Origin of the sequence: Bacillus sp. RB3 (genome assembly GCF_030164735.1) — a bacterium.
Classification (GTDB): Bacteria; Bacillota; Bacilli; order Bacillales; family Bacillaceae_G; genus Bacillus_A; species Bacillus_A cereus.
This window is the reverse complement of record NZ_JASNGE010000014.1, coordinates 32,298-58,724: the sequence shown is the minus strand read 5'-3', so window position 1 is coordinate 58,724 and position 26,427 is coordinate 32,298. Positions and strand designations below refer to the sequence as shown.

The window sequence follows — 26,427 nt, the reverse complement described above, 5'->3', positions numbered from 1 at the left end:
AGAAAAAGAGGTCAATTTTATTTGGCCTCTTTTTCTGTTTTATTGTCTCTTTTTATTTTTGCTTGTTCAATGCTTGCCTGTAATGTCTCCATAATATTAATGATGTTCGGAGTTGGAGAGATTGTTTCAGTTTTTTCCTGTTGTTCAATTTTATTCTCGATTAATTCGGTAAGGGCTTCTTTATATTCATCTGTATACATTTCTTGTTCAAAAGGATTTGTAAGGTGGTGGATTAAATTAATTGCTGCGGTGAGTTCTTGTTTTTGTATAGGATAATTTTCGTTACTTGGTAAGTTAGGTGTATTTGTTATAGCGCGAATTTCATTAGGGTAGTGGATGGTTTGTAACATTAGTCCATCTTCAAAGTTACGGATAATAGCTAAATGTTGTTTTTTTCTAATAGAAATATGAATAAGCCCAAGTTTATTTGTACGTTCAAGAGCTTCTTTTAATAATAAATAGGATTTTTCATGTCCTGGGGTAGGTCCTATAAAATAAGAGCGATCATAAAGAACAGAATCAATTTCGTTATTTTGGACAAAAGATATAATACGAATGGATCGTGGTTCATGAGCTTGTTGTAATTCAGCTAATTCTTTTTCATCCATAATAATATATTTATGAGGTGCGTATTCATAGGCTTTTACAATATCGTTATCATCAATTTCTTCATCCGTACAATCGGGAGCGAACTTTTTATATTTAATAGGTGTTAAGCATTCTTTATGGAGACTTAAAAATTTTATGTCGTTTTCTTCTACGGCACTGTATAGTTTAATTCCTATATTTAATAGTCCAAGTGAAAGTGCGCCTTTCCAGACGGTATGCAAATGAAACATCTCCCTTCGTTCAAAAATGGTTATGTATATTATGAGATAGTAAGAAATTTCCTATACGTTTTTTGTTTTTTACGGAAGGGATTGGAATATAAAATATATTGACAAGCCCTCTGAAATATTTTAATGTGAGTGTATAAAATTGTGTATAAAGGGGAGTAACTTATTACAATAAAGTCGTCATTACAGGGAGAAACCCTCGGCTTTATTGGCAACGTTTCGTTGTTAGTGAGACCTTTACCAGCAATGGTAAAGGCCCCTTTCTGTCTTTTTGAGGACCCTTACCATATTTGGTAGGGTCCTTTTCGTATACAAAGAGAGGAGATATAAAAATGAAAAAACTTATTAGTAGATTAAGAGTTGTATTTCATGTTCGCCGATTTGTTCCATTCCTATTTGACTTTTTTACTTCAAAAGAGGTTTCAATAAAGAAGAAAATTTTATCTGTTGCTTTTTTAGTTGGGTATGTAGCGATGCCGCTCGATTTAATTCCAGACTTCCTACCGTTTATCGGTATTTTAGATGATATTGGAGTTGTGTTATTTATTTTGAACCGAATTGTAAAAATGGCGCCAGTTCAATTACAAGAAAAGCATAACGTAAACGTAGGATAGGAGTTAAAAATATGGAGCAAATTATTTTAGATATAATCGAGTTTTTAAAGCAGTTTTCTTATTTTGGAGTTGTGTTAGCATTAACGTTTGAATTTATTCCGGCAGAAGTAGTGTTGCCTATGGTTGGGTATTGGGTATACGAGGGAGATATGAATTTTTGGTTGGCTGTATTAGCAGGGACACTTGGTGGAACGACAGGACCTTTAACGTTATATGCACTCGGTTATTACGGTGGTCGTCCGCTATTAATAAAATACGGAAAATACTTCTTTATTAAAGAAGAACAAATTCAAAAAGCAGATGATTTCTTTGAGAAATATGGACCAGTTGTAGCATTTGTTGGACGCTTTGTACCTGGAGTGCGAACGCTTATTTCTGTTCCATGTGGTATGGCAAAAATGAACATATGGAAATTTAGTATTTATACATTTGTAGCAATGTTCCCGTTAACGACTTTGTATGTTTATTTTGGAATGAAATTAGGTCCACATTGGGAAAAAGCAGCGGATGTTGTTGGACAATATATGCTACCGATATTAGGAGGCGTTATTCTTATTGTTGCTAGTATCTTTGTCTATAAATATATGAAAAAAAGAAACAAAACGGAATCTATCTAGTCATTTGAATATTTTTTGAAAATAGATGAATAGTACAGGCAAAAGACTCTGGGGGACATACACATATAGGGAATATAAAAGAGAGAGGGGAAACAACTATGTCTTGTGAGTGCTCAGGGTCAGCATTAACTTGTTGTCCAGATAAAAATTATGTGCAAGATAAAGTGTGTAGTCCGTGGTCAGGAACTGTAGTGGCGACTGCTATTACGAATGTACTGTACAACAATAATATTAATCAAAATATGATTGGAACAGGGTTTGTTCGATATGACGTCGGACCGGCTCCGATCACACTGACAGTTTTAGATGCAGCAGGCGCTACAATTGATACACAAACATTAAACCCAGGAACAAGTATAGCTTTTACGTACCGTCGTTTCGTAACAATTGAAGTAACTTTACCTGCTGCAACAGCTGGAACATATCAAGGGGAGTTTTGTATAACTACACGTTATCCACTTTCATAATAGAAAAGGAGAGGGCTAAGATGTACAATTCTAACTTATCATGCTGTTCCAGTAAAACACTTGTTCAAGATCAGGTATGTATAGATTGGGCTGCTACTGGTGCGGTAACTGAAACAGTGTATACGAATAATATTACGCAAGATTTATATGCATCAGGTTATGTGAAATATGATGTAGGTACAGCTCCAATTACGGTGAATTTTTTAGTAGGAGCGACAGTGGTGAATACAATTACTGTACAACCACAAAGCAGTGGATCATTTACAGTAAGATACTTTACTACAATTCAAATTGTAACAACAGGAACGGGAGTAAGCCAAGGACAATTATGTCTGACAGTACGTTATCCAATTTCATAAGCAAAAGCATACCAAGTGGTATGCTTTTTTATATAGTTTGTAAGTTAAGGTAGTGAAGAAATTTATAAGCAAAATGAGAATTGACAACAATATTTTCCTTCCATATATCGGGTTGGGTTATTTGGAATATCAATGATAGCCACAGATTGTAAGGATTGACCTGTATATGACATTGTGTTGCCAGGATAGACTGTAAAAGTATTTGTCACCTTTCCGATAATTTGAACGGTAACTCCTGCAGTACTACTAGTACTATTATACACAGAAATGGTACCAGATATTTTAACTACACCATCTCCTTCCCATAAGATTAATGTAGGATTTTCAGAAGGTGGTGGAATTTCTTTTGTTATAAGAAAATTACCGGCAAATTCATTTGTAATTAATTCACAGCCTGGTGGTTCTGGTGGATTAGGTGGATCATAGGGAGGGCAGATGATAGATAAAGGGGCATAACAGCCGATATTTTTTTTACAAGCCATTAGTAGCTCCTCCCTTCATACTTTCTTTTTATTACTATTAAATGTTGGAAAACGATAGTTGTGTTAATAAAGGGGCGAAAAATTTCAGGAAAGTTTGTTTAATAGGCTTCCAAATCATAATAATGAATAAGAGTCTGTTAGACACAAGCTACTTGTATAAGATAATACAAGTAATGTTGGATGTTACAGAAAAATGACTGTATATTTACAAAAGTTAAATAAATTTCATTTTCACTTTAAACGAAGTTAATATGTGTTCGATACAATAACCATTGTAATTAATTCATTATATGAGGAGGATTTACGTGGACAGAACTGATTTACGAAAAGTAAAAGGCCTTATTGGATTATTGATGGTTTTTGTATTAGCATTCGTATCATTTCCATGGAGCATATCAGTTAAAGCAGAAGAGAAAAAGCAAGAAAAGGCATTAAGTGAGAAGAAGATAGTTTTTCCAGTTGTAAGTGATGTGCATATTAAAAATAGTGGAACGGATGATACGTTTCGCTGGAAAAGAGCGATTGAACAGTTTAATACATTAGCACCGAAACAAGATGCGTTTGTTATTGTAGGTGATTTCACAGATACAGGATCAGTGCAGCAATATGATCGTTTCATGCAAGTGTATAATGAAAATGCAAATAAAGATGCAGTGCGAATGAATTCTCTCGGTAACCATGATTATTGGAACGGTTTATCCGTAGAGGGTGCACAGAAGCGTTTCTTAGAAAAAACAGGTATGGAATCAATTTATTATCATAAAGTGGTAAAAGGTTATCACTTCCTTGTTATGTCTCCAGAGAATGGAACAACACATGGTTATTATTCGGACAAGCAAATTAATTGGTTAAAAGAAGAAATGGCAAAAGCACAAAAAGATGATCCAGAAAAACCGATTTTTGTATTTTTACATCAACATATTAAAGATACAGTGTACGGTAGTCAGGAATGGGGAACACAAGATAGCGCAAAAATTAATGCAGTGTTAAAAGAATATCCACAAGTTATTACGTTTTCAGGTCATTCACATTATCCGTTAGATGATCCGAGATCGATACATCAAAAAGACTTTACATCAGTTGGTACATCTTCAGTAAGTTATATGGAAGTTGAAGGTGGTAAAGTACAAGGGAATATCCCGCCAGGAGCTAGTACGTTAAGCCAAGGTTTATTAGTAGAAGTAGATGAAGAAGAAGTGACGATTAATCGCCGTGATTTCCATACGAATTCTTGGACAGGCGAGCCTTGGAAAATTAAATTACCAGCAAAGAAAGAAACATTTACACATGTAGAAGATCGTGATAAAGAAAAGCCTTACTTTGCTAAAGATGCAAAGCTTGCTGTATCAAATGTAACAGAAAATGCGGCAACAGTAACATTCCCGCAAGCATTGGACAACCTTCTTGTTCACTCTTACCGTGTGCAGGCTAGAGATAAGCAAACGGGTGAAATAAAAAATAAATTGTTAGCATTCTCAGAGTTTTATCGTAATCCAGTGCCGAAAGATCTTACGTTTACGCTTGCAGGGTTAGATGGCGGGAAAGCATATACACTTGAAGTAGTTGCGATTGATTCATTTGGCAATGAAACCGCACAGCCGTTAACTGCGGAAATTACTACGAAAAAAGATAATATTGACCCGAATGTGAAAGTACCAAAAGCTGATGTTTTCGATGTAAACTTTGCAGATGGTACATTTAAAGACAATTCACCATTTGGTACAAAAGGTGATGTGAAGGGCAATGTGACTATTGAATATGATAAAGCCTTGAAGAAGAATGTTATGAAGTTAAACGGAAAAGCAAATACATTTGGATACCTTCCATTTTCAGCAGCACAAAAAGAGAAAATAGTAAATACGTTTACATTAGAAACTGTATTTTCAATGAATGAAATTCGCGGACAAGGTATTTTGCAAAATACAGAGAGCGGCGGAATTGGATTTGAGTCTACAGGAAGTGGATATGTTGAATTATGGGCTCACATTGGAGGTAGCTATAAACGTGTTGGCGTTCAATTAGAAGCGAACAAAACGTATCATTTAACAGGAACGTATAACGGAAGCGAAGTGGCAATTTACGTAGATGGTAAAAAAGTAAATAGTCAGCCAGCTCAAGGAAAAGTTTATAACCCGAACGTACCATTTGCATTTGGAGCGGATCCTGATAGTAACGGAAATGGTGGTATTCCGTTAAATGGACAAATCGCGTTAGCAAAATTATATAGTAAAGCTTTAAGTTCTTCAGAAGTATTAGCATCATACAATGAGTTTTCTAACCGTACGAAGTTAGAGCAAGTAAATGCGTTATTTGAAGAGCTTGGAAAAGTAAAAGAAGTGTTAGTTAGTACGTATGAATTTGGTAATAAGCCAGGTCAATATTCAAAGGAAGCATTTCAAGAACTAGAGAAAAGCTATAACATTGCAAAGCAAGCATTTGAAAATGTAGGAAGTACTGGGGAACAAATTATTCAAACATATAACGAATTAAAATCAGCTAATGTAACATTTGTACAATCAAAAGTGGCAGAAGAACAACCAAAAACAACGAAAGAAAAATTACAAATCAATATTGAATCTGCAAAAGCAGTAGTGAAGAAAGCGCAAGCTGTAAATGTAACAGATGGTTCAGTGAAATCATTGCAACAAAAAATTACAGTTGCAGAAGCTGTATTACAAGATGTGCAAGTAAAAGATGCACAGGTAGAAACGATGAATCGTACATTAGAGTATGCGATTTCACTTGTTGAAAAAAGTATGAACAAATAAGAGAGAAGAAAAGAAGCTTATCATGATAGGCTTCTTTTTTGTTATACTAAAAGTAGCATAGAAAGAGGGAGCGAATAAGTTGGAACAGAAAAAGCTAAAAAGAATTCTTGAATATGTATGGATCGCGGTTGTGCTCCTTGTAGGATATTATTTATTAAAAGATAAAAGTATTTGGGTTTTATTCTTAATGACGTTTTTATTAGCAGGATTAGGAACGTTATTTATTAACTTCTTCTTTGATAGTTTGAATGCCTGGAAGAAGAAAAAGAAGGGGACGAAGTAAAGGAGGGAATATATGCAAAAGTGGAAGCTCATATATCAGGTGATTATTTTCTTAGTGCTTGTGGGTATTGGAATGATCAAATACTCGACACCAATAGGAAATTGGGCATGGTTTACAGCTTGCATCGGCATATTTTTCATTTTACAATCGTTAACGAAAAAATATAATAGTACAGAAAGATAGCTCGCCATTTTATCGGCGAGCTATTTTGTTATGCTTTTTTCTGTTCATCATTTGTTTTTTCAATAGCTAAATGACTATGCTTTCTAGAGTAGAAGAAATAGAAGCATAAGCCGACTATAAGCCAAACTGCAAAGCTAATCCATGTTGTTTTAGACAAATTGATCATTAAATATAAGCAGCAAAGAATCGCAACAACTGGTAATACAGGTACGAAAGGTGTACGGAATCCGCGTTTTAAATCAGGGTGTGTTTTTCGTAAAATAAGTACTGCGCAGCAAACGAATGTAAAGGCTGTTAATGTGCCGATGTTTACTAAATTCGCTAGCAAATGTAAATCTAAAAGGCCTGCTAATAAAGCGGCAACAACGCCAGTAATCCACGTATTTAATAAAGGGATTTTTACTTTTTTATTTACACGTGCTAACGCTTTTGGAAGTAGACCGTCACGGCTCATTGCATATGAAACGCGAACTTGTCCATACATAACGACTAAGAGGACGGTTGTCATTCCAGTCATCGCTCCAACAGCGAGTAGTCCTGCAATTGCATCTTCACCAACGAAGTGCAATGCAAATGCAACTGGATCAGAAACGTCTAATTGTGTATAAGGAACCATACCTGTTAAAACGAAAGATACAATCATATATAAAATAGTACAAATAAGAAGGGAACCAATAATACCAATTGGTAAATCACGCTGTGGTTTTTTCGTTTCTTCTGCAGCGGTTGCGATTGCATCAAAACCTAAAAAGGCGAAAAACACAGTGGCAGCGCCAGTAATAATACCGTCGTATCCGAATGGAATGAACGGTGTCCAGTTTTCAGGTTTTACATATTTTGCGCCTGCTACGATAAAGGCGATAATAACTGCTAGCTTGATAAGAACCATAATATTATTAATGCGAGCGCTTTCGCGTATACCGAAGCTTAAAAGGCCGGTAATGATTAGTAAAATACAAACAGCGGGTAAATCGATGAGGCCACCTTTTCCTACGCCAGGGGCCGAGGCGATTATGGCGGGCAGGTGTATATTGAAACCTTGTAGTAATGATTGTAAATAACCAGACCAACCGACAGCTACTGCTGCAACGGCAAGTAAATATTCGAGCATTAAACACCATCCGACGATGAAGGCGACGACTTCTCCGACTGTCATATATGCGTAAGTATACACACTTCCTGAGACAGGAATAGAAGAAGCAAATTCAGCATAACAAAAGGCTACACAAGCACAAGTAAATGCAGCAATAAGGAATGATAGCATAATACCAGGACCAGAATGTTTTGCTGCAACAATACCTGTTAATACAAAGATCCCTGTCCCAATTACGGCGCCGATTCCTAAAAACGTTAAATCGAGTGCAGTTAATGTTCTATCTAGCTGCTTTGGTGACTCAGTACTAAGCGCTTTTTTTCGGAATAATGACTTCACTTTGGACTCTCTCCCCCCGTTTTTTCATTTCCATAACTGCGACTATAGTATGAGCCCATTAAAAAAGAGTAAGTAAGGAAGTGGAGGTGCAGTTATGGTGTGTAGTTTTTTAAAATTGCTGGATTAATCTTAATATAATTCAGAATATTTTGTCAAATAAAAATATGACAAATAAAATGCGGATCAATAGGGGAAACTACTTGCAGAAATGGACGGGGTTAACGCCCCACTGATTAAAGTTAAAGTAGGAGCAGATGCTATGTTATTTTATTTTGAACTTGTCGTCATTTTACTTTGTACGAAATTAGCTGGTGACATTAGTGTGAGACTTGGTCAGCCTTCTGTACTTGGTAAGTTAATTGTCGGTATTCTTATCGGTCCGGCTGTACTTGGTATTATTAATAGTTCTGAACTGATTGATGAATTGAGTGAGATTGGTGTTTTGTTGCTTATGTTTATGGCGGGACTTGAAACGGATTTAGAAGAGTTAAATCGGAATTTGAAATCGTCATTTGCAGTAGCGGCTGGTGGAATTATTTTTCCTTTCATCGGTGGTTATGTAACAGGATTGCTGTTTGGATTAATACAATCCCATGCCATTTTTTTAGGGTTATTACTTTGCGCGACATCGGTTAGTATTACGGTGCAGACGCTACGTGATCTAGGAAAAATGAACACGAGAGAAAGTACAACAATTTTAGGTGCTGCCGTATTTGATGATGTCATTGTCGTTATTTTATTAGCATTTGTAATGAGTTTTTTAGGAACACAAGATGTGAATATAACACTTGTCATTGTAAAGAAAATTATTTTCTTTGTAAGTATTGTTTTTATTGCTTGGAAAGTCGTTCCTTGGATTATGAAAATGCTTGTACCGCTTCGTGTAACAGAAGCGTTAATTAGCGCGGCTCTTATTATTTGCTTCTCTTTTTCTTATTACAGTGAAATGATGGGAATTGCAGGCATTATTGGAGCATTTGCAGCAGGAATTGCTATTTCTCAAACAGAGTATAAGCATGAGGTGGAACATAAAATTGAACCGATTGCTTATGCAATATTTGTTCCAGTATTCTTCGTAAGTATCGGAATGGAAATTACATTTCAAGGCATTGGAAGCCAGCTTTGGTTCATTATTATTATGACTCTCATTGCAATTTTCACAAAGTTAATCGGATCAGGTTTAGGAGCGAGACTGACAGGATTTAATCTCCAATCTTCTATTAGTATTGGCGCGGGGATGGTATCACGTGGTGAAGTAGCGCTTATCATCGCTGCAAATGGACTTACGGCGAATTTATTAGCGAAAGAAAATTTCACAGCGATTGTTATTGTTGTTATATTGACGACGATTATTACACCGCCACTTTTGAAGAAATATTTTGTATAGAGAGGAAGGGCTTATCTGATGTAGGTAAGCTCTTTTTTTATTCCCAAAAGCAATGATCATATAGCATGAAGGGTTTGTAATTATGGTAAAATCTATGTATGTGATATGACAAGGAGAGGGAAGTGTGAAGATTACGAAGGAGAAGGTTATTGGTGTAATCGTACTTATTGCAGTATGTATACCATTTACTGCATGGAAAGAATCAAAAGTGAAAGATTTTCCGGTTTCTATTTTTTCGGAAGAAGCAGATGGTGAGTACGGTCAGAAGCTGAAATATACTGCTTTTTTACCTGATGTTGCGATTTGGATGAACGGTTGGGAAAAGAAGTGGACAGAAGGGGAAAGAACTGTTTATCAAAAAGGGAATCGCATTGTAAATGTGTTTCATCCTCCTGGCGATGATGGTTATTACCTTCTTGAAGCAAGAGAAAATAAGTGAATGCAACCGTAAGAAGTGGAGGTTAAATAGTGAAAGCTTCAACATTACTATTTAAAATTGAAAGTAATATGGATCAATTTTCACCAGCTGAGAAGAAGGTTGCCATGTACATAATGGAGAATGCAGAGATTGTTCCGAACTTAACGACGAAAGAAGTGTCAACGAATGCAGGCGCAAGTGAGGCGAGTGTCGTTCGTTTTTGTAAGTCGATTGGGATTGGGAGCTTTAAAGCATTTAAGATAGCACTCGTTCGTGAATTAACGATTGCTGATTATAATATTAACGATTTTTCAGTGATGAATACAGAAGATGGACCGTACGATTTATTTAATAAAGTTACTTATGTGAATAAAGCTGCAATTGAGGCGAGTGTTACTGCAATAGATAAGAGGGAACTTGAGAAAGCTGCAGATCGTATTGTAAATGCCGATAAAATTATCTTTTATGGAGTAGGCGGATCAGCTACTCCGGCGATGGACGGAGCTTATAAATTTACAAGGCTTGGATTTACAGCGATGATGCTATCTGATTTTCATATGATGTTGCCACTTGTGACGAATTTAAAAGAAGGCGACATATTTGTTGCGATTTCAACATCTGGTCGAACGAAAGATGTGCTTGAAATGGCGCAGTATGCAAAGAGACAAGGTGCAACTGTTATTGGAATTACGAAACTAGATCAATCATCACCCCTATATAAAGAAGCGGATATTCGTCTTTGTATGCCAGATGTAGAACAAGATCATCGTATTGCGAGTATTGCTTCGAGAATGACGCAACTGAATATGATTGATGCTTTATATGTGATTACTTTCAATCGAATTGGTAATCAAGTATTGGATCAATTTATGGAGACGCGAGAAGAAGCGTTGCGGTTACGGAAGTTAAAGTAGAAGAAAAGATGAGGAGACTCATCTTTTTTTATCCCCCTATTTGCCGTGCAGTAAGACCCTCACTTCAAAATTCAGCGGAAGCAAAGAAAGTTAGGTGGGGATCAACTGCCCGTAAATGCCCGATTGGTGCGGGCTAATAATCAGTGGGGATGAACAAAACCCACACTGATTAAAGTTTCACTTTATGATCTTTGACAAAAATATGTCATGTCGTGAAATTTTATTTCATAAAATAAGAAAGAGTCATTGATTTTTAGTTTCTTAAAGTTATAATAAAAGTGTGAAATATAATTTCAAAGAGGGTGGCAATATGTTAGAAAATTTATCGACAGAACATCGTAATGAGAAAACAATGAATTTGGATGAGATGAGCATAAAAGAAGTGTTGCAAAGTATGAATGAAGAAGATCGAACTGTTGCGTTAGCAGTTGAAAAAGAGATAGAACAAATTGAAAAGGTTGTACAGACTGTTATTAAATCTTTTGAAGAAGAGGGACGCTTAATTTACATTGGTGCTGGTACGAGTGGTCGTTTAGGTATTCTAGATGCAGTGGAATGTCCGCCGACATTTGGCACGGATGATAAAATGGTGCAAGGATTTATAGCAGGTGGATTGAAAGCGTTTACTAAAGCGGTGGAAGGTGCCGAAGATCGCGAAGAGTTAGCAGAAGAAGATTTAAAAAGTATTGGATTAAATGAGAAAGATACAGTGATTGGAATTGCTGCAAGTGGCAGAACTCCTTACGTAATTGGCGGCTTGAAATACGCACAGAGTGTAGGAGCGAGTACAGCGAGTATTTCTTGTAATAAAAATGCTGAAATAAGTAAATATGCAAAGTTAAGTGTGGAAGTAGAGACAGGTGCAGAAATATTAACAGGATCAACGCGTTTAAAAGCTGGTACAGCACAAAAATTAGTGTTGAATATGATTTCAACAGCTTCGATGATTGGTGTAGGAAAAGTATATAAAAACTTAATGGTAGATGTTCAATCCACAAATGAAAAGTTAGTAGAACGGTCAAAACGAATTATTGTGGAAGCAACAGGCGCTAGTTATGAAGTAGCGGCAGAGTATTATGAAAAGGCAGAACGTAACGTAAAAGCTGCCATTGTTATGGTGTTGTTGCAGTGTGAATATGGGGAAGCACTGGAGAAACTAAAATACGCTAAAGGGTTTGTGAAGAAAGCACTATAAAATAATAGGGAGGGGGATTCTATTATGAAGAAAGAAGAGAGAATGGCCAAGGAAATTTCGGAGCAACTTGGAGGAATAAAAAATATTCGTAGTATTGCTCATTGTATGACGAGACTACGATTAACGCTTCATGATGAAAGTAAAGTAAACATGGACCTTTTGAAAAAAGTTGAAGGCGTTATGGGTGTTATAGAAGATGAGACGCTTCAAGTTGTCGTTGGTCCAGGAACAGTAAATAAAGTAGCAGCTGAAATGGAAGGTTTGACAGGACTACGAATTGGTGAGGTAGCAGATCATCACCTTGAAGATATTGGGCAAGAGATGAAATCAGAGATTAAGAAGAAAAATAATACACCGGTGAAAAACTTTTTACGAAAAATAGGAAGTATTTTCATCCCATTAATTCCAGGTCTTGTTGCGTCAGGAATTATAAACGGGGTTGCTAACTTTGCGAAAAACGCTGGTGCTGATCCAAATGCAACGTGGTTACAAATGTTACTACTCATTGGCGGCGGTATCTTTACATTCTTAGGAATTTTAGTTGGTTGGAATACAGCGAAAGAGTTCGGCGGGACACCGGTTCTTGGGGCAATTGCTGGTATTTTAATTTTCAATCCGGCGATGGCAAACGTAAAATTGTTTGGTGAAGCATTAGTGCCCGGACGGGGCGGATTGTTCGCAGTTATTTTTGCAGCATGGCTTATGGTTGTAGTGGAAAGACAAGTTCGAAAAGCAGTGCCGAATGCAGTTGATATAATCGTGACACCACTCATTACTGTATTAGTTGTAAGTATCGTAACGATGTTAGCAATTCAGCCATTAGCAGGTTTCTTATCAGATGGTATTACGAGCGGAATTAATGCGATTTTAAATATTGGCGGAGCATTTGCTGGCGCAGTACTTGCGGGAACATTTTTACCTCTCGTTATGGTCGGATTGCATCACGGTTTAACACCAATTCATATGGAATTTATTAATCAAACACACGTAACACCTTTATTACCAGTACTAGCAATGGCTGGTGCTGGCCAAGTGGGCGCAGCAATTGCGATTTATGTGAAAACAAAAAACAAACGACTTCGAAATGTAATTAAAGGTGGATTGCCAGTTGGCTTTTTAGGAATTGGTGAGCCGTTATTATACGGGGTTACATTACCACTTGGGAAACCGTTTATTACTGCTTGTTTAGGAGCGGCTGTCGGTGGTGCATTCCAAGCAGTTATGCAAACGGCTTCACTTGGAATTGGCGTATCAGGGCTATCTTTAATTCCGTTAATTGCTGACAATAAATATTTACTATATTTCTTAGGTTTAGTAATTGCATATGCTTTCGGATTTATCTTTACGTACTTCTTCGGATTTAAAGAAGAAATGGCAGAAAACATATAGAGAAAGGGATTCCTTTCTCTTTTTCTATTAATAGAGAGGGAGATTTATATGATCGGAGTTTCCATTTATCTTTCAAAAGAACGAGTAGAGAAACAAGAAGAGTGGCTAAAAGTAGCGAAGGAAAATGGGTTTACATCTATTTTTACATCACTGCACATTCCAGAAGATGATCCAAATACGTATAAAGAGTTAATTCAAATATTAGGGAAACAAGCTTTTGCACATGAAATGGAGCTAATGGTTGATGTTTCTCCAAAATCGTTACACCATTTAGGGCTAACATATGAAAATGTGGAAGAGCTATTGGACTGGGGCATTACCGGTTTAAGAATGGATTACGGCATCACGCCAAAAGAAATTGCAAGCGTATCTCATAAGATGAAAGTAGCTTTAAATGCGAGTACGATTACAAATTCATTTTGGAAAGAATTACTTGCAGAACATATAAGAGTAGAGAATGTAGAAGCATGGCATAATTTTTACCCACGTCCAGAGACAGGACTAGCAAAGTCCTTTTTACAAAAACAAAATCAATATTTACAGAAGTGCGGAATAAAGACAATGGCATTTATTCCAGGAGATGCGGAAAAACGTGGTCCGTTATATGAAGGGTTACCAACGTTAGAAAAACATCGCAATATGCGCCCGCTTGAAGCGTACTTAGAACTTGTACAAGATTGTGGTGTTGATAAAGTATTGATTGGAGATATAAGCGCAAGTTTAGAAAGTATGCAAGAAGTAGCTAGTGCGAGTAGAGGGATTATTCCATTGTGTTATAAATCATTTATAACTGATAAAGAAGTATTAAAAGTGGTGGAGCAAGTGCATACAAATAGACTAGATCCGGCTCGTGATGTTATTCGATCTGTAGAATCAAGGGAAGGAAATAGAGTGGTGATAAAGCCGATGCATACAATTGTAAGAAAGAAAGGTAGCATTACAATTGATAATGAATTGTACGGTAGATATGCAGGGGAGATGCAAGTTGCCACACATGATTTACCTGTAGATGAGAAAGTGAATGTTGTTGGAATGGTTGTGGAAGAGGACGTTTCTTTGCTACCTTATATTGGCGCTGGAAAAATGTTTCAACTTTTTCTATCCGATAGAATAAAAGCTTGAATTAGCGCTATTTTGTAAGAAAACATTATCCGTAAAACGGATAATGTTTTTTGTTTTCTTTAAAAAAGTATTTGACGAATGAAATAAAATACCGTATTGTTTTGACTTGTAAATAAAAGTTTACCATAACAAAACAAAAAGGAGAGTTCAAAATGAATCAATATATTGGGAATTTAATTATTCGTATCGTGTTAGGAGTTACGTTCTTTGCACATGGTTTAGCAAAGTTTCAATCAGGTATCGATAACGTAGCAGGATGGTTTACAAGCATCGGTTTACCAGGTGGCCTTGCATACGGCGTAGCAACAGTTGAATTAGTTGGTGGTATATTATTAATTATCGGTTTAGGTGTACGATATGTAGGATTGTTATTCGCTCTTATTTTAGCTGGAGCTATCGTAAAGGTAAATGGAGCAGCAGGTTTATTAGGAGATGGAAAGAATCCAGGATATGAATTAGATCTTGCATTATTATCAATGGGTGCGTATTTATTCGTAGTAAAAGCAGAAGGATATGTAGATCGTTTCTTAAAAGAGAAAGTAATGAAAACGAAGTAAATTTTATTTATAAATGTTGACTTGAAGAATTATTGTAACTATAATGATTACAACTAATAGATTAAGAGTAAAACAATTTAAATATTTTTTCACACAAGATGTAACTGTTCTGGTTACTCCTTGTGTGAAAATAAATAAACGGGAGGAAGTTATATGCCTAAATCAAATTTAGAAATTATTAAAAGCACGTATGAAGGATCAGCTTCTTCAAATGCAAAGCATTTAGCAGAAGCCCTCTCTGAAAAAGTGGAATGGACAGAGGCAGAAGGTTTTCCGTACGGCGGAATATATAAAGGCGTAGAAGCTATAATGGAAAATGTATTTAGCCGTTTAGGATCAGAATGGGATGATTATAAAGCAAGTGTAAATACATATCATGAAGTAAACGGAAAAGATGTAATTATTGCTGAAGGTATGTATTCTGGAGTTTATAAAGAAACAGGAAAATCATTTGAAGCAGAATTTGTTCATGTATGGCAACTTGAGAACGGAAAAATCGTGAAGTTTAAGCAATATGTAGATAGTCATATTGTTAGGGAAGCGATGAAGAGATAATGCTTTTTAAATGGATCGTAGGTATATGCATTACAATTATAGTAATTTTCTCGTCTATAGTTGGCGGAAAGAAATTGCTTGCATATGTGGAAAAAGAAAATAAAAATATTCAAACCGAGCGAGCGGCAAACGAAAAAGAGAAAAAAGCTGCAGAAGAAGCTCCGCAAATTAGTGAAGGTGAAATTATTTCTACTATGCATAAAATGGTGCACCAAAAGGTAAAATCCTCTGAAAAATGGGGATTTGTAGAGATGACAAAAAAGGAAATTTCTAATGTAAAAAGAGATATTGAAAATAGTACAGGTTTTCAATATAAAATGAAGTTATTTTCTATTATAAATAGGTGGGAAAAAGGAGATTTTTCTCAAACTGTTGAGGAGCATAACTTTTTATGGAGCCTTCAAGGTGGAGATACTGGCAAGGCGACGGAACGTTTATCGCCAGAAGAGGAAAAGCAGTATATAAGAGAAATGAAGAGTAAATAAAAACATCGCCAACCTAGATGACGATGTTTTTTCATTAAGAATGTTTTCGTATTAAAGGTCTAGTTGGCTGAACGGCAACAGTTTTGAAATGAGAAAATAAATAACATCCTGTTACAACGACAACTGTCCCTAAAATTTGTATCCACGTTAATTCTTCTCCGAGAAATATGAATGCTAAAATGGCTGTGAAAATTGGATTGAAGTTTAGAAAAATACCTGATGTAGTTGCGCCTAATTTTTGTACGCCAATATTCCAAAATACCATACAAAGAACTGTCGAAATAAGCCCAGTATATAAAAGTGATGTGATGAAAGAAGTATTTATATTTGAAACAGTGAAGCTACCTATGTTAAACGGTAGTAATAAAATAACGCCGAAAATACCAGAGTACAACGTTGCCATAAGTGGTGTAGTTGTTTTTGTTGCCCATTTACTACAAACAGAATAGATTCCCCAAATACAAACTGCTGCAATCATCCATAAATCACCGCTATTAAAATGTAGTGAAAATAAAAGCGAGAAATCACCTTTTAATAGGACGAGGATAACCCCGAAGAATGAAAGAATCATGGATAGGATTTGAAGTGTATTTACTTTTTCTTTTAGAAATAATACTGAAAATAATGCGATTGAAATTGCATTCAATGTAGAAATAAGACCTACATTCGTAGCGGATGTTTTTTCTAATGCTAAAAATTGAAAGATGTTAAAAAGAGCGACTCCTGAAATTCCCATTAATATTAACGGAATTATTGCGGTACGTGGTGGAAGGATTTTCTTTTCTTTAAACCATACCATTGGTAATAAACAAACAATCGCAATCATCCATCTTAAATTTGTCAATGTCATCGGTGATGCATGATCGACGAGTGATTTTCCAACGACGAAATTTCCTCCCCATAATAAGCTCGTTAGTAATAGTAAAAAGACGTAAAAATAAGGCATGATAAAATCCCCTTTTTTGTAATCAATACGAATTGTAAATAATTTTAGCATTTTTCTTTATTGTGTAATATATTCTTTTGTATAATGGTGAAAACTCGATAAAATATTTAGTTTAAAATGATATTTAAAGAAAAACATTCAGTTTTATATAAATTATAAGTTGTTTTTTCGAATAATCATCGGTAAGAAAAAAGGAGGAATTGTAATGGAGTCGTCCGTTATTAAAGTGTTGGATGATTTGGATGTACAAATTTTAGATATATTGCAGAAGGATTCACAAGTAAGTAATGCAGAGCTGGCACGTCGCGTTAATTTATCACCGGCTGCGATGCATGCAAGAATAAAAAGGTTAGATGGGGAAGGTTTCATCGATAAGCAAGTTGCGATTTTAAATCAAGAAAAGCTTGGGTTTGATTTATTATGCTTTATTTTTATGAGTACGAATATTCATCAATTTGACAAGTTGGAAGTGTTGGAGAAAGAATTAGAATCGATGCCGGAAGTGTTAGAATGTCACTGTTTAACAGGAGAGTACGATTATTTATTAAAGGTTGCAAATCGTGATCGTAAAGAACTAGAGCAGTTTATTAGAAAGCTGAATAAGCTTGGTATTACAAGGATACAGACAAGTTTAGCACTTCGTGAAATTAAATATTCGACGGTATTGCCGATACGAAATGAGGAACCGAGCATCGATTAGATTGCTTGGTTTTTTGTTTGTATAAATTGATTGACGAGGAGAAAAGAGAGATGTATTATTATATAAAATTATGAATTAAAATTCATTTTAATTCATAATTATTAATATCGAGGGCAAGGGGATGTAATATGAAAATCTGTAATGCGGTGACGAGTGATGTGAAAGAAATTTATAGTCTTATTGAGGTTTATGCAAAAGAGGGAGTTGTTTTACCACGTTCTCTTTTGTCTCTTTATCAATATTTGCAATGTTTATATGTTATGAAAGAAGACGAGAGAATTGTTGGAGTTGCTGGATTGCATGTGTTAGGAGAAGATCTTGCAGAAATACGATCGTTAGTAGTTTCGCATACATATGCAGGGAAAGGGATAGGACGTATGCTCGTAAATCATGTAATGGAGGAAGCTACGAAAATAAATGTAAGAAGAGTAATTTCCTTAACATATGAAACAGTATTTTTTCAAAAGTGTGGATTTGATTTTATAAATAAAGAAGCGTTGCCAGAGAAAGTATGGATTGATTGTAGACATTGTCCAAAGATGGATTATTGTGATGAAGTGGCGATGGTTCGGTATGTTGGATAAAAAATTTATAGAGAAAAAGTTCCCACTATTATTTACAGATATAGTGGGAACATGTATTTACATAAGAAATGGACAGGTTATTAAGAATTTGAATTCGATTGTCTTACGGCAAAATTATAAAGTGGATCTTTAAGTTCATAGTTATACGTTAAACCGTCGACAATTCCTACAACCTTATCATTATCATAAAGGTCAAGCATAAATTGTGCCATTTGTTTTGCAGTGTGGAATTTCGGTACAACATTATCGTATTCGAACTCATCAATACCAAATGAACGTTTTGCAAATTCTGTTTCAGTTGCCCCAGGTGCTAAAACCTTTGCTTGCAGTTTTGCGCCTTGTTCTTTCAGTTCGTGAGACAGCCCTTCTGTAAAGGCACTTACATAAAATTTTGTAGCGCAATACGTAACAGCATCAGCGACAATCGTGTATCCGCCGCCCGATGAAACGTTAATAAGCTGCGTTCCGTCAACCATTGAATAATCTCGAACGAAAAGAGAAGAGAGTATTGTTAGTGCTTCTATATTGACATGCAACATCGTCTCGATTTTATTTAAATTTTGTTCGGCAATTGAGGCGAAATTACCAAAACCTGCGTTATTAATCCACGTTTCAATTTGAAAAGCTTGTAGGCTTTCATAAAGTTTATAAACATCTTCAGTAACAGATAAATCAGTTCGTTGAATGACAACATCCAACTCTGGATGCATTTCGTTAATTTTCAATTTTAATCCATCTAATTCTTCTTGTCTTCGAGCTACAAGTACTAAATTTTTCCCGCGAGATGCAAATGCTAAAGCTGCTTCATAACCAATTCCGGAACTTGCACCAGTAATAACAGTGTATTTCATATAAAATCCCCCTAAATTCAAATTTATTTATGGTTAGATTGTATTTGTTAGAGTATACTCTAAGTCAAATGTTTTTTATAAATTTGATACGTTCATAAAATATATAAGGATAAGCATGTGGAGGGAGTTTAGTATGTACACAATTAGTGAGGTAGCAAAATTATTAGGATTGAGCACACATACACTACGTTATTATGAAAAGGAAAATATATTAATTGCAAATCGTGATACAAATGGAAATCGACTTTACGAAGAGTCACATATAAAGTGGTTGCAGTTTGTAATGAAATTAAAACAAACGCAAATGCCAATAGCGAAAATAAGAGAATACGCTAGATTATATACAGAAGGGGCGCATACAACAGAAGCTCGTTTACAGCTCCTAGAAGATCATAGGAAATCTATTCAGATTCAAAGAGAAAACTTAGAGGTTACAGAGAAGATGCTTGAGAATAAAATTCGTGCATACAAAGGCTCATTGGAAAATAAATAGATGGTTGTTATGTGATGAAAAATGGATTTGATCTATGAGTATTTCATCATAGTGTATGGATAAATAAAAAAGAGCAGCTAGCAAAAGCTAACTGCTCCATTCAAGGGATCTCTCCAAGGGGGAGTGGAGAAAATATTATGTTACTAGCATTATTGACAGATTATTAGGAAATATACAAATCGGATGAAAGAAATTTTAAATAAAATTTCGGTATTGACAGTTTTTAAAATGTTCATGTACAATACACATGAATGACATTCAGTCATTTTTATATGGCAGGATGCAGTTAGCTTAGAAATGGAACAAATACAATGATAAATGAGGATGATAGTTGTTTTTATATAGTATTGATGAAAGAGTATATTTTTTTAAAATAAAAATGACTGATAGTCAGTCATAAGGGGTGAGAGGTATGAAGAATAGAGCTTGGTTATATGTCATATTAACATGTATCTTTGAAATTTTTTGGGTGTTTGGTTTTAATACGGCCGATACTTGGTGGCATTGGATTATTATTTTAGGAGTTATTGCTGTTGATTTTCACTTCCTTTCTAAAGCGTGTGAACATCTTGCAACAGGGACTGTATATGCTGTTTTCGCTGGAGCTGGTACGGTAGGTACTTTTTTAATGGATGTATTTCTTTTCGGCGGAAGTTTCAGTGTAGGGAAGTTATTTTTTATCGTGATGGTTGTAGCTGGCGTTATCGGTTTAAAGCTAGCTGATAATAAAGAAGAAACTGTGGAAGGAGCTGCTTAAAAATGGGTTGGTTTTTCGTATTTTGTGCTGCAATTAGTGAAATAGTCGGTGTGATAGGACTTAAAATGTATAGTAAAGATAAGACATTAGCCAATGGTGCGATTTATATCGGTGGGTTTGCTACATCCTTCGCATTTTTGTATACTTCCTTCTTATTTTTACAAGTAAGTGTCGCGTATGCGGTTTGGATTGGTATCGGAACAGCAGGTGCAGTTTTGTTAAACATGTTCTTGTTTGGTGAGTCGAAAAGTAAAGCGCGTATCATTAGTGTGTTTCTTATTGTATGTGGAGTGACAGGATTAAAGGCACTTTCTTAAAGGTATATTGTATTTTTATCTCCTAATTGTTTATTAGGAGATTTTATTATAAAAAAATGATTTCCTCTTAGAGTTCACTATCATTGACAGTACAATCGATTATCTTATAAAATGAGTGACAGTCATTCAATATGCGTGTGAAAGGGTTTAGATGATGAATAAAAAAGAGAAAATTGTCTATGCAGCTATTGAAGTGTTTCAGGAAAAGGGCGTCGAAAAAACGAAGATTTCTGATATCGTGAAATTAGCTGGCATTGCGCAAGGAACTTTCTATTTATATTTTCCTTCTAAGTTATCTGTTATGCCTGCAATAGCAGAAGTGATGGTTGAAAAGATGATACTTGCAGTGAAAGAAAAAGTGCAAAACAATGCGCCTTTCTCAAGTAAAGTGGCGCAAGTAATAGATGCTGTGTTTCACTTTATAGCTGAATATCGTGAAATACAAGCTTTAATGTATGCTGGTCTTGCATCTACAGAACATATAAAAGAATGGGAAGCTGTGTATGAGCCCCTTTATATGTGGCTAAGTGAATTTTTAAATGAGGCAAAAGAAGCTGGTGAAATTCGTAATTCGGTTCACGCAGAGCGAACAGCGAAGTTATTTATCGCTCTAGTTGAATCAGCAGCTGAACAAGTGTATCTATATGATCATAAAGATGATGAGCAAGTCGATTTGCAAAAGGCAGAAGTACTAGATTTTTTAACACATGCACTACATATAAAGAAATAGTGAGATGAACCTGTCTGAAAAGGTAGGTTCATTTTTGAGGAAAACTGAATGATAGTCATTCACCTAATGCGTATGTATGTGTGGAAGGATAGTGTGAAATTCTAACGAGTAGGGGGGCATCTCTACTCATGACTAGCCCACAAATAGAAGGATAGAGAAAAAGCTTCTTGGGCATTATTTTTTGAGAGGAACTTACGGGAAGAGGTGTTAAAAAGTGAAGAAACCGATAAAAGAACAAAAGATGGTATTGGTCATTCTTTTGAGTAATATATTTATCGCTTTTCTAGGGATTGGATTAATCATTCCGGTTATGCCATCCTTTATGAATGATATGCATTTAACAGGGAAGACGATGGGATATCTCGTTGCAGTGTTTGCAATGGCACAGCTCATTACTTCACCTATTACAGGCCGGTGGGTTGATCTTTACGGTAGAAAGAAAATGATAATCATTGGATTATTTATTTTTGGTGTTTCAGAGCTTCTTTTTGGATTAGGAAAAGATGTATGGATGCTTTATGTAGCAAGGGTATTAGGCGGAATTAGTGCTGCGTTTATTATGCCTGGTGTTACGGCATATGTTGCGGATATTACATCTATTCAGGAACGTCCAAAGGCGATGGGATACTTATCTGCGGCTATTAGTACTGGATTCATTATAGGTCCTGGAATCGGCGGATTTATTGCAGAATACGGTATACGTGTGCCGTTTTTCGTTGCAGCAGTAATTGCTTTTATAGCATGTGTGATTTCGATCTTTATTTTAAAAGAACCGTTAACGAAAGAAGAACTTGCAGAGATTTCTTCTAATACGAAGGAATCAAGTTTTATTGGTGATTTAAAGAAATCATTACATCCAATGTATGCAATTGCATTTATTATCGTATTTGTACTCGCATTCGGATTATCAGCGTATGAAACAGTGTTTAGCTTATTCTCTGATCATAAATTTGGCTTCTCACCGAAAGATATCGCAGCAATTATTACAATTAGTTCAATCTTTGGGGTAGTTGTGCAAGTATTTATGTTTGGCAAATTGGTAGACATGTTCGGTGAGAAAGTGTTAATTCAAATATGTTTAATTGTAGGTGCAGTATTAGCATTCGTCTCAACTGTAGTCTTTAATTATTGGATTGTACTTCTCGTTACTTGCTTCATTTTCTTAGCATTTGATCTACTTCGTCCAGCTTTAACGACATTTTTATCAAAAGCAGCCGGAAAAGAGCAAGGATTCGTCGCTGGTATGAACTCGACTTATACGAGTTTAGGGAATATCGCAGGACCAGCGATGGGCGGAATATTATTTGATATGAATATTCATTATCCATATGCATTTTCAGGCGTTGTTTTAATAGTTGGTCTCGGCATTACATTTATGTGGAGAGAGAAACAGTTGGCTGAAAGTTTTGCGAAGTAATAAAACCCCTTACGACGGTAAGGGGTTTTTGTTTTATCCTGATTAAAGTTTCATTTTATAAACTTAACCCAAACCGTTTTAATTCAATAAAAATCCCCTCTAATTGCTTTCCTTTATCCGTTAATGTGTACTCTACACGAGGCGGAACTTCTGGATATACTTTTCTCGTTATAATGCCTTGAGACTCTAATTCTTTTAGTCGAAGCGATAATGTTTTTGGACTAATACCATCCATTGATTTTTGTAAATCACTAAAGCGTAATGTTCCTTCGATAAGAAGATCACGAATGATTAAAAACGTCCATTTTGTACTAATTACATCAAGCGTTTTAGCGATGGGACAAGGTATGCCAGGTAAACCTTTCGTTAATTCAACTGGATTTATATCGTTCATGGAACTAGCCTCCATAAAATTTTTTTAGATGAATTTGCTTTATAGTATCACAAAACTATACTTTTTGTAACTATATGAAAAAAATATCACTACTTCCATAAAGGAAGTTAGTGCATATACAATAGCAATACGAAACAAAAAGGATTTATATAAGGAGGTGGTGATTTCCATGGGGTTAAAAAAGTTACTTGGATTTCTTAGTTTGTTTGTTATTTGTATTGTGCTTGTAGCATGTGGTGTGGAACAAAAAACTGAAGTTCAGTTATTAAAAGAAATGCCAAAGCCAAAAGCAATGACAATTGATTCCTCACTAAGTAAAAAAGAAGCGACAGAAAGGGTTCATGCGGCGCAGCGTTTTTATGCATTTTGGGATACGGGTAAGGAGGAGCTTATTCCGCAGACTGTTACTAAAGATTTCTTCGATAATACATTGCCGAAAGGGCGACCACAAGGCATTGAAGGATTAAAGTTTGCAGCGCAAAATTTTCGTAAAGTTGTGCCTGATATATATTGCGAGATTGAAGACTTATTGGTTGTTGGTGATAAAGTAACAGCCCGTCTTTCTTTTACAGGAACACATAATGGTAAGAAAATTAATTTTTTTGCAATTGATATTTTACATGTGAAAGACGGAAAGATAACGGAAGATTGGCATTTAGAAGATAATCTTACACTACAGCAGCAACTCGGCTTAATAGTTGAAGAGTAGATCATATAGGGGAGAGAAAAACGATGAAAAATATATTTATTATAAATGGACATGAAAAATACGGTACAAAGGAAGGACGATTAAATAAAACGTTAGTAGATTATATGGTTACTGTATTAGGCGAGAATCATCATATGAAAACAACAACGATTCAAGATGGCTATAGTATTAAAGAAGAACAAGAGAAGTTTTTATGGGCTGATGTTGTGATTTATCAAACGCCGATTTACTGGTTTAGTGTACCGGGCTTATTTAAAACGTATATGGATGAAGTATATGAATACGGTTTGTTCTTTAAAGGTGCAGATGAATATGGAACAGGTGGTTTATTAAAAGAGAAAGAGTATATGTTCTCTACAACTTGGAATGCACCTAAAAAAGCATTTGGAGATAAGACGAAGTTCTTTGAAGGAGAAAGTTTAGAATCAGTGCTTAGTCATTTACACCGCGTGCAAAAGTTTCTCGGTATGAGTCCATTAAAGAGTTTTGCTTGTTATGATGTGGTGAAGAATCCGAATATAGAGAAGTATTTATTGAACTTGAAAGATCACTTAGATGGAGTAATTAAATAATAGTATGTGAAGAAGGTACTACTAAGGATGTAGTACCTTCTCCTTTTATAATGAATCACATTTTAAGACATGGATGGCTGTATCCATAACTTCGCAAAATTTGCCCAACCGAATGAATCAATTGTTACGTTTTTTAAAGAAGAAGGGTATGTTTTTCTTTTTAAAACGTGATAGTTAAATAAAATGATGTGTTCTGCTTGTAAAAACTCTTCAATCTCATACATGAGTTCATAACGCTTTTCTTTATTTTTTTCTAGTAAAAATGTATCTAGTAAACAGTTAATTTGTTTTTCGTAGTGCGGGTCCATGAACCGATTTACGAAGCAACTTTTATTTTTAAATACATTTAAGAATGCAATTTCATGATTGGCAGCAAAGACTTCTCCCATGAAAATAATATCAGCATGTTTATCAATAGAGCGATTCATATAATCTGAAACGGGAAATGGGTGAAGCTCTACTTGTATACCTAAACTTGCACATCGTTCTTTTAAGAAATATGCATCATTTGCACTATCTTTAAATGCGAAGAAGTAAATATGTATCGTTTCTCCATTATATGTACTCTTTTTCAAATACTCTTTTGCCTTTTCTAAAGAGTAGGATCTTCTTGTTGCAAGGCGGCTTCTATCAGGGAAAAAGCTTGATGCAGCAATTGTCCGTCTACCCTCTATGTTACGAAGTATCATTTCAACATCATATAGTTCTCTCCAAGCTTTTCGAAAGTAAATGTCGTGATGAGGACCAGGTTTTGTAAAGTTGAAGCTAGCATAAATACAACCTATTTCTTCTATTTGTATATCATGCCTTTCATTTTCCTCTTCGTTTGGTAGTTCATAATCAGCATCTATTTGCACATGGTCAGGAATACCCCAAAATTCAATACGGTCTAATAATGCGCGCTCTTTAAAATAATGGGTGAACGCTTCGAGTACGATATTATCTTCAGAGTAATGAGCAAGTTTGAAAGGTCCAGTACCTATATAATGATGATTTTGAATACTCGTATCACGCGGTAAAATTGCGAGCTGCATTGAACTTACATAGTGTAAGAAAAATAAATTTGGTTTTGCTAAATGGAATCGAATTTGCAGTGGTGATGGTGTTTCAATTTCAACAATTTCTTCTGTTAACCATTCGAAAGGGGATTGAACTTGCTTTAGTCTTTCAAATGAAAACTGTACATCTTTAGAAGTTAAAATTGATTCATTGTGAAGATATATATCTTTTCGTAAATAAAAGGTCCACGTAAGTCCATCTTCACTTAATTCCCATGTATGCGCAATGTGAGGCTCCATTTTTTCAGTAACATCGTTATAGACAACTAACGTATCAAAAATTTGACTCGTAAGATGACTCTCTGTAGTTACAGCCACAAAAGCCGGATCTAATGGGAATATCTTTCTCGATATAGGAATCTTTAATACGTCGTACATATCATTTGAAGGTTCGTATCCAAAATGATGATGTAGTTTATTTTCTATCTTTTTTTGAAGTGCGAGGGGGAGGGGTTCTTTTAAAAGAAGAAAGATATCTTTTAATTTTTCTTGGGCTAACAGTTCATCTGTATAGGACTCAATCGCTTCTACGAAATTATGTATAAATAGAATTTTCGTTTTATTTCCGCGGCCTCGCCCTGGAGTCCAGCTAATTAATTGCTCCTCGCTCATTTTCTTTAATAAAATCTTTACGTTTTTCGTACTGCAATATAAAACATCCGCTAATTCTTGTAAGCTATTTCGCATATGTTGTTGATCTTGTGCATGTAGTCTTAGTCTAATGTAATAGTCCATAATTTTCATATATACACTTCCTTCTATCATAAAAGGGGAAACTCTTTAGAATATTCTAACCTTTTTCTTCCTTTTTTTCAAAGTAAAATAAGTAAGCATAA

32 protein-coding genes are annotated in these 26,427 nt (G+C 35.3%); 25 read left to right on the top strand and 7 right to left on the bottom strand.

Going from position 1 to position 26,427, the window contains the following annotated elements; all coding sequences use genetic code 11:
* Nucleotides 1-17 precede the first annotated feature (17 nt).
* Nucleotides 18-830, bottom strand: coding sequence for a non-homologous end joining protein Ku (gene ku / locus QO049_RS18410; RefSeq protein WP_000557746.1), 813 nt, complete (start codon nucleotides 828-830; stop codon nucleotides 18-20).
* Nucleotides 831-1,168: 338 nt separating this feature from the next.
* Between ku and QO049_RS18405 the strand changes: the two genes are divergently transcribed.
* The 4 genes from QO049_RS18405 (at nucleotide 1,169) to QO049_RS18390 (ending at nucleotide 2,893) form a co-directional block, all read left to right on the top strand.
* Nucleotides 1,169-1,450 (top strand): YkvA family protein, encoded by a 282-nt coding sequence (locus QO049_RS18405; protein WP_000733854.1) that lies wholly within the window; start codon nucleotides 1,169-1,171, stop codon nucleotides 1,448-1,450.
* 11 nt (nucleotides 1,451-1,461) lie between these two features.
* Nucleotides 1,462-2,067 carry a DedA family protein gene (locus QO049_RS18400; RefSeq protein ID WP_000435017.1) on the top strand — a complete coding sequence of 202 codons (606 nt, stop codon included), beginning with the start codon at nucleotides 1,462-1,464 and terminating at the stop codon, nucleotides 2,065-2,067.
* 98 nt (nucleotides 2,068-2,165) lie between these two features.
* Complete coding sequence (locus QO049_RS18395) at nucleotides 2,166-2,534, top strand: DUF3992 domain-containing protein (RefSeq protein WP_001277547.1); 369 nt, start codon at nucleotides 2,166-2,168, stop codon at nucleotides 2,532-2,534.
* 20 nt (nucleotides 2,535-2,554) lie between these two features.
* Entirely contained in the window at nucleotides 2,555-2,893 is a 339-nt protein-coding gene (locus QO049_RS18390; protein WP_000282809.1) for a DUF3992 domain-containing protein, read from the top strand.
* A 62-nt stretch (nucleotides 2,894-2,955) separates the two neighbouring features.
* Here QO049_RS18390 and QO049_RS18385 read toward each other — a convergent pair whose 3' ends face one another.
* Nucleotides 2,956-3,375, bottom strand: a complete 420-nt coding sequence (locus QO049_RS18385) for an S-Ena type endospore appendage (protein WP_016109285.1) — start codon at nucleotides 3,373-3,375, stop codon at nucleotides 2,956-2,958.
* Between the two features lie 305 nt (nucleotides 3,376-3,680).
* On the opposite strand from QO049_RS18385, the gene QO049_RS18380 reads away from it, so the two are divergent.
* The 3 genes from QO049_RS18380 to QO049_RS18370 all read left to right on the top strand — a co-directional run bounded on the left by QO049_RS18380 (nucleotide 3,681) and on the right by QO049_RS18370 (nucleotide 6,609).
* A complete protein-coding gene (locus QO049_RS18380; protein WP_284489386.1) occupies nucleotides 3,681-6,143 on the top strand; it encodes a LamG-like jellyroll fold domain-containing protein in 2,463 nt (820 codons plus the stop codon).
* Nucleotides 6,144-6,222: 79 nt separating this feature from the next.
* Nucleotides 6,223-6,426 (top strand): hypothetical protein, encoded by a 204-nt coding sequence (locus tag QO049_RS18375; RefSeq protein WP_000435800.1) that lies wholly within the window; start codon nucleotides 6,223-6,225, stop codon nucleotides 6,424-6,426.
* 12 nt (nucleotides 6,427-6,438) lie between these two features.
* Complete coding sequence (locus QO049_RS18370; RefSeq protein ID WP_001174850.1) at nucleotides 6,439-6,609, top strand: hypothetical protein; 171 nt, start codon at nucleotides 6,439-6,441, stop codon at nucleotides 6,607-6,609.
* Between the two features lie 28 nt (nucleotides 6,610-6,637).
* Here QO049_RS18370 and bcaP read toward each other — a convergent pair whose 3' ends face one another.
* Entirely contained in the window at nucleotides 6,638-8,041 is a 1,404-nt protein-coding gene (bcaP, locus tag QO049_RS18365) for a branched-chain amino acid transporter BcaP (protein ID WP_284489385.1), read from the bottom strand.
* 208 nt (nucleotides 8,042-8,249) lie between these two features.
* Between bcaP and QO049_RS18360 the strand changes: the two genes are divergently transcribed.
* From QO049_RS18360 to QO049_RS18320, 9 genes are all read left to right on the top strand, one after another.
* Nucleotides 8,250-9,428 carry a cation:proton antiporter gene (locus QO049_RS18360; RefSeq protein WP_142320535.1) on the top strand — a complete coding sequence of 393 codons (1,179 nt, stop codon included), beginning with the start codon at nucleotides 8,250-8,252 and terminating at the stop codon, nucleotides 9,426-9,428.
* Nucleotides 9,429-9,552: 124 nt separating this feature from the next.
* On the top strand, nucleotides 9,553-9,867 hold the full coding sequence (locus QO049_RS18355; protein ID WP_000704958.1) for a hypothetical protein: 315 nt from the start codon (nucleotides 9,553-9,555) through the stop codon (nucleotides 9,865-9,867).
* A 29-nt stretch (nucleotides 9,868-9,896) separates the two neighbouring features.
* Entirely contained in the window at nucleotides 9,897-10,760 is an 864-nt protein-coding gene (locus tag QO049_RS18350) for a MurR/RpiR family transcriptional regulator (RefSeq protein WP_098450774.1), read from the top strand.
* 310 nt (nucleotides 10,761-11,070) lie between these two features.
* Nucleotides 11,071-11,955: an N-acetylmuramic acid 6-phosphate etherase gene (gene murQ / locus QO049_RS18345; RefSeq protein WP_284489384.1), complete on the top strand. Its 885-nt coding sequence runs from the start codon at nucleotides 11,071-11,073 to the stop codon at nucleotides 11,953-11,955.
* Between the two features lie 24 nt (nucleotides 11,956-11,979).
* The gene (locus QO049_RS18340) at nucleotides 11,980-13,344 is read left to right on the top strand and encodes a PTS transporter subunit EIIC (RefSeq protein WP_000711293.1); all 1,365 of its coding nucleotides are present in this window, start codon (nucleotides 11,980-11,982) and stop codon (nucleotides 13,342-13,344) included.
* Nucleotides 13,345-13,392: 48 nt separating this feature from the next.
* A complete protein-coding gene (locus QO049_RS18335; protein WP_284489383.1) occupies nucleotides 13,393-14,466 on the top strand; it encodes a DUF871 domain-containing protein in 1,074 nt (357 codons plus the stop codon).
* A 152-nt stretch (nucleotides 14,467-14,618) separates the two neighbouring features.
* Entirely contained in the window at nucleotides 14,619-15,023 is a 405-nt protein-coding gene (locus QO049_RS18330; protein ID WP_001077751.1) for a DoxX family protein, read from the top strand.
* 153 nt (nucleotides 15,024-15,176) lie between these two features.
* Nucleotides 15,177-15,578 carry a nuclear transport factor 2 family protein gene (locus tag QO049_RS18325; RefSeq protein ID WP_087948006.1) on the top strand — a complete coding sequence of 134 codons (402 nt, stop codon included), beginning with the start codon at nucleotides 15,177-15,179 and terminating at the stop codon, nucleotides 15,576-15,578.
* On the top strand, nucleotides 15,578-16,063 hold the full coding sequence (locus tag QO049_RS18320) for a PRK06770 family protein (RefSeq protein WP_000897980.1): 486 nt from the start codon (nucleotides 15,578-15,580) through the stop codon (nucleotides 16,061-16,063). The genes QO049_RS18325 and QO049_RS18320 overlap by 1 nt, the downstream gene beginning before the upstream one ends.
* 34 nt (nucleotides 16,064-16,097) lie before the next feature.
* Here the strand turns inward: QO049_RS18320 and QO049_RS18315 are convergent, their stop codons facing one another.
* On the bottom strand, nucleotides 16,098-17,009 hold the full coding sequence (locus QO049_RS18315; protein WP_098587286.1) for a DMT family transporter: 912 nt from the start codon (nucleotides 17,007-17,009) through the stop codon (nucleotides 16,098-16,100).
* Between the two features lie 205 nt (nucleotides 17,010-17,214).
* On the opposite strand from QO049_RS18315, the gene QO049_RS18310 reads away from it, so the two are divergent.
* Both QO049_RS18310 and QO049_RS18305 read left to right on the top strand, forming a co-directional pair.
* Nucleotides 17,215-17,709, top strand: a complete 495-nt coding sequence (locus QO049_RS18310) for an Lrp/AsnC family transcriptional regulator (protein WP_000446089.1) — start codon at nucleotides 17,215-17,217, stop codon at nucleotides 17,707-17,709.
* A gap of 128 nt (nucleotides 17,710-17,837) precedes the next feature.
* The gene (locus QO049_RS18305) at nucleotides 17,838-18,293 is read left to right on the top strand and encodes an N-acetyltransferase (protein ID WP_000686662.1); all 456 of its coding nucleotides are present in this window, start codon (nucleotides 17,838-17,840) and stop codon (nucleotides 18,291-18,293) included.
* An 80-nt stretch (nucleotides 18,294-18,373) separates the two neighbouring features.
* Here the strand turns inward: QO049_RS18305 and QO049_RS18300 are convergent, their stop codons facing one another.
* Entirely contained in the window at nucleotides 18,374-19,144 is a 771-nt protein-coding gene (locus tag QO049_RS18300; protein ID WP_284489382.1) for an SDR family NAD(P)-dependent oxidoreductase, read from the bottom strand.
* Between the two features lie 133 nt (nucleotides 19,145-19,277).
* On the opposite strand from QO049_RS18300, the gene QO049_RS18295 reads away from it, so the two are divergent.
* The 5 genes from QO049_RS18295 (at nucleotide 19,278) to QO049_RS18275 (ending at nucleotide 22,858) form a co-directional block, all read left to right on the top strand.
* Nucleotides 19,278-19,637: a MerR family transcriptional regulator gene (locus tag QO049_RS18295; RefSeq protein ID WP_000288059.1), complete on the top strand. Its 360-nt coding sequence runs from the start codon at nucleotides 19,278-19,280 to the stop codon at nucleotides 19,635-19,637.
* 412 nt (nucleotides 19,638-20,049) lie between these two features.
* On the top strand, nucleotides 20,050-20,394 hold the full coding sequence (locus QO049_RS18290) for a DMT family transporter (protein WP_000796016.1): 345 nt from the start codon (nucleotides 20,050-20,052) through the stop codon (nucleotides 20,392-20,394).
* A gap of 2 nt (nucleotides 20,395-20,396) precedes the next feature.
* Nucleotides 20,397-20,711 (top strand): DMT family transporter, encoded by a 315-nt coding sequence (locus QO049_RS18285; protein WP_000539671.1) that lies wholly within the window; start codon nucleotides 20,397-20,399, stop codon nucleotides 20,709-20,711.
* Between the two features lie 151 nt (nucleotides 20,712-20,862).
* Entirely contained in the window at nucleotides 20,863-21,441 is a 579-nt protein-coding gene (locus tag QO049_RS18280; protein WP_284489381.1) for a TetR/AcrR family transcriptional regulator, read from the top strand.
* A 214-nt stretch (nucleotides 21,442-21,655) separates the two neighbouring features.
* Nucleotides 21,656-22,858 carry an MFS transporter gene (locus QO049_RS18275; RefSeq protein ID WP_000742956.1) on the top strand — a complete coding sequence of 401 codons (1,203 nt, stop codon included), beginning with the start codon at nucleotides 21,656-21,658 and terminating at the stop codon, nucleotides 22,856-22,858.
* Between the two features lie 55 nt (nucleotides 22,859-22,913).
* Here QO049_RS18275 and QO049_RS18270 read toward each other — a convergent pair whose 3' ends face one another.
* Entirely contained in the window at nucleotides 22,914-23,252 is a 339-nt protein-coding gene (locus tag QO049_RS18270) for a winged helix-turn-helix transcriptional regulator (protein ID WP_000997917.1), read from the bottom strand.
* Between the two features lie 169 nt (nucleotides 23,253-23,421).
* On the opposite strand from QO049_RS18270, the gene QO049_RS18265 reads away from it, so the two are divergent.
* Nucleotides 23,422-23,961, top strand: a complete 540-nt coding sequence (locus QO049_RS18265) for an ester cyclase (RefSeq protein WP_284489380.1) — start codon at nucleotides 23,422-23,424, stop codon at nucleotides 23,959-23,961.
* 23 nt (nucleotides 23,962-23,984) lie between these two features.
* The gene (locus QO049_RS18260; protein WP_284489379.1) at nucleotides 23,985-24,533 is read left to right on the top strand and encodes an NAD(P)H-dependent oxidoreductase; all 549 of its coding nucleotides are present in this window, start codon (nucleotides 23,985-23,987) and stop codon (nucleotides 24,531-24,533) included.
* Between the two features lie 62 nt (nucleotides 24,534-24,595).
* Here QO049_RS18260 and QO049_RS18255 read toward each other — a convergent pair whose 3' ends face one another.
* Nucleotides 24,596-26,356: an SgrR family transcriptional regulator gene (locus tag QO049_RS18255; RefSeq protein WP_284489378.1), complete on the bottom strand. Its 1,761-nt coding sequence runs from the start codon at nucleotides 26,354-26,356 to the stop codon at nucleotides 24,596-24,598.
* Between the last annotated feature and the right edge of the window lie 71 nt (nucleotides 26,357-26,427).

Coding starts and splice junctions, on each gene's coding strand:
- QO049_RS18325 (WP_087948006.1), top strand. CDS start 15,177: ATGCCTAAATCAAATTTAGAAATTATTAAAAGCACGTATGAAGGATCA.
- QO049_RS18255 (WP_284489378.1), bottom strand. CDS start 26,356: ATGATAGAAGGAAGTGTATATATGAAAATTATGGACTATTACATTAGA.
- QO049_RS18390 (WP_000282809.1), top strand. CDS start 2,555: ATGTACAATTCTAACTTATCATGCTGTTCCAGTAAAACACTTGTTCAA.
- QO049_RS18395 (WP_001277547.1), top strand. CDS start 2,166: ATGTCTTGTGAGTGCTCAGGGTCAGCATTAACTTGTTGTCCAGATAAA.
- QO049_RS18295 (WP_000288059.1), top strand. CDS start 19,278: ATGTACACAATTAGTGAGGTAGCAAAATTATTAGGATTGAGCACACAT.
- QO049_RS18290 (WP_000796016.1), top strand. CDS start 20,050: ATGAAGAATAGAGCTTGGTTATATGTCATATTAACATGTATCTTTGAA.
- QO049_RS18265 (WP_284489380.1), top strand. CDS start 23,422: ATGGGGTTAAAAAAGTTACTTGGATTTCTTAGTTTGTTTGTTATTTGT.
- QO049_RS18315 (WP_098587286.1), bottom strand. CDS start 17,009: ATGCCTTATTTTTACGTCTTTTTACTATTACTAACGAGCTTATTATGG.
- QO049_RS18285 (WP_000539671.1), top strand. CDS start 20,397: ATGGGTTGGTTTTTCGTATTTTGTGCTGCAATTAGTGAAATAGTCGGT.
- QO049_RS18360 (WP_142320535.1), top strand. CDS start 8,250: ATGGACGGGGTTAACGCCCCACTGATTAAAGTTAAAGTAGGAGCAGAT.
- QO049_RS18320 (WP_000897980.1), top strand. CDS start 15,578: ATGCTTTTTAAATGGATCGTAGGTATATGCATTACAATTATAGTAATT.
- QO049_RS18305 (WP_000686662.1), top strand. CDS start 17,838: ATGAAAATCTGTAATGCGGTGACGAGTGATGTGAAAGAAATTTATAGT.
- murQ (WP_284489384.1), top strand. CDS start 11,071: ATGTTAGAAAATTTATCGACAGAACATCGTAATGAGAAAACAATGAAT.
- QO049_RS18330 (WP_001077751.1), top strand. CDS start 14,619: ATGAATCAATATATTGGGAATTTAATTATTCGTATCGTGTTAGGAGTT.
- QO049_RS18340 (WP_000711293.1), top strand. CDS start 11,980: ATGAAGAAAGAAGAGAGAATGGCCAAGGAAATTTCGGAGCAACTTGGA.
- QO049_RS18400 (WP_000435017.1), top strand. CDS start 1,462: ATGGAGCAAATTATTTTAGATATAATCGAGTTTTTAAAGCAGTTTTCT.
- QO049_RS18310 (WP_000446089.1), top strand. CDS start 17,215: ATGGAGTCGTCCGTTATTAAAGTGTTGGATGATTTGGATGTACAAATT.
- QO049_RS18270 (WP_000997917.1), bottom strand. CDS start 23,252: ATGAACGATATAAATCCAGTTGAATTAACGAAAGGTTTACCTGGCATA.
- QO049_RS18280 (WP_284489381.1), top strand. CDS start 20,863: ATGATGAATAAAAAAGAGAAAATTGTCTATGCAGCTATTGAAGTGTTT.
- QO049_RS18385 (WP_016109285.1), bottom strand. CDS start 3,375: ATGGCTTGTAAAAAAAATATCGGCTGTTATGCCCCTTTATCTATCATC.
- QO049_RS18260 (WP_284489379.1), top strand. CDS start 23,985: ATGAAAAATATATTTATTATAAATGGACATGAAAAATACGGTACAAAG.
- QO049_RS18335 (WP_284489383.1), top strand. CDS start 13,393: ATGATCGGAGTTTCCATTTATCTTTCAAAAGAACGAGTAGAGAAACAA.
- QO049_RS18300 (WP_284489382.1), bottom strand. CDS start 19,144: ATGAAATACACTGTTATTACTGGTGCAAGTTCCGGAATTGGTTATGAA.
- QO049_RS18370 (WP_001174850.1), top strand. CDS start 6,439: ATGCAAAAGTGGAAGCTCATATATCAGGTGATTATTTTCTTAGTGCTT.
- QO049_RS18405 (WP_000733854.1), top strand. CDS start 1,169: ATGAAAAAACTTATTAGTAGATTAAGAGTTGTATTTCATGTTCGCCGA.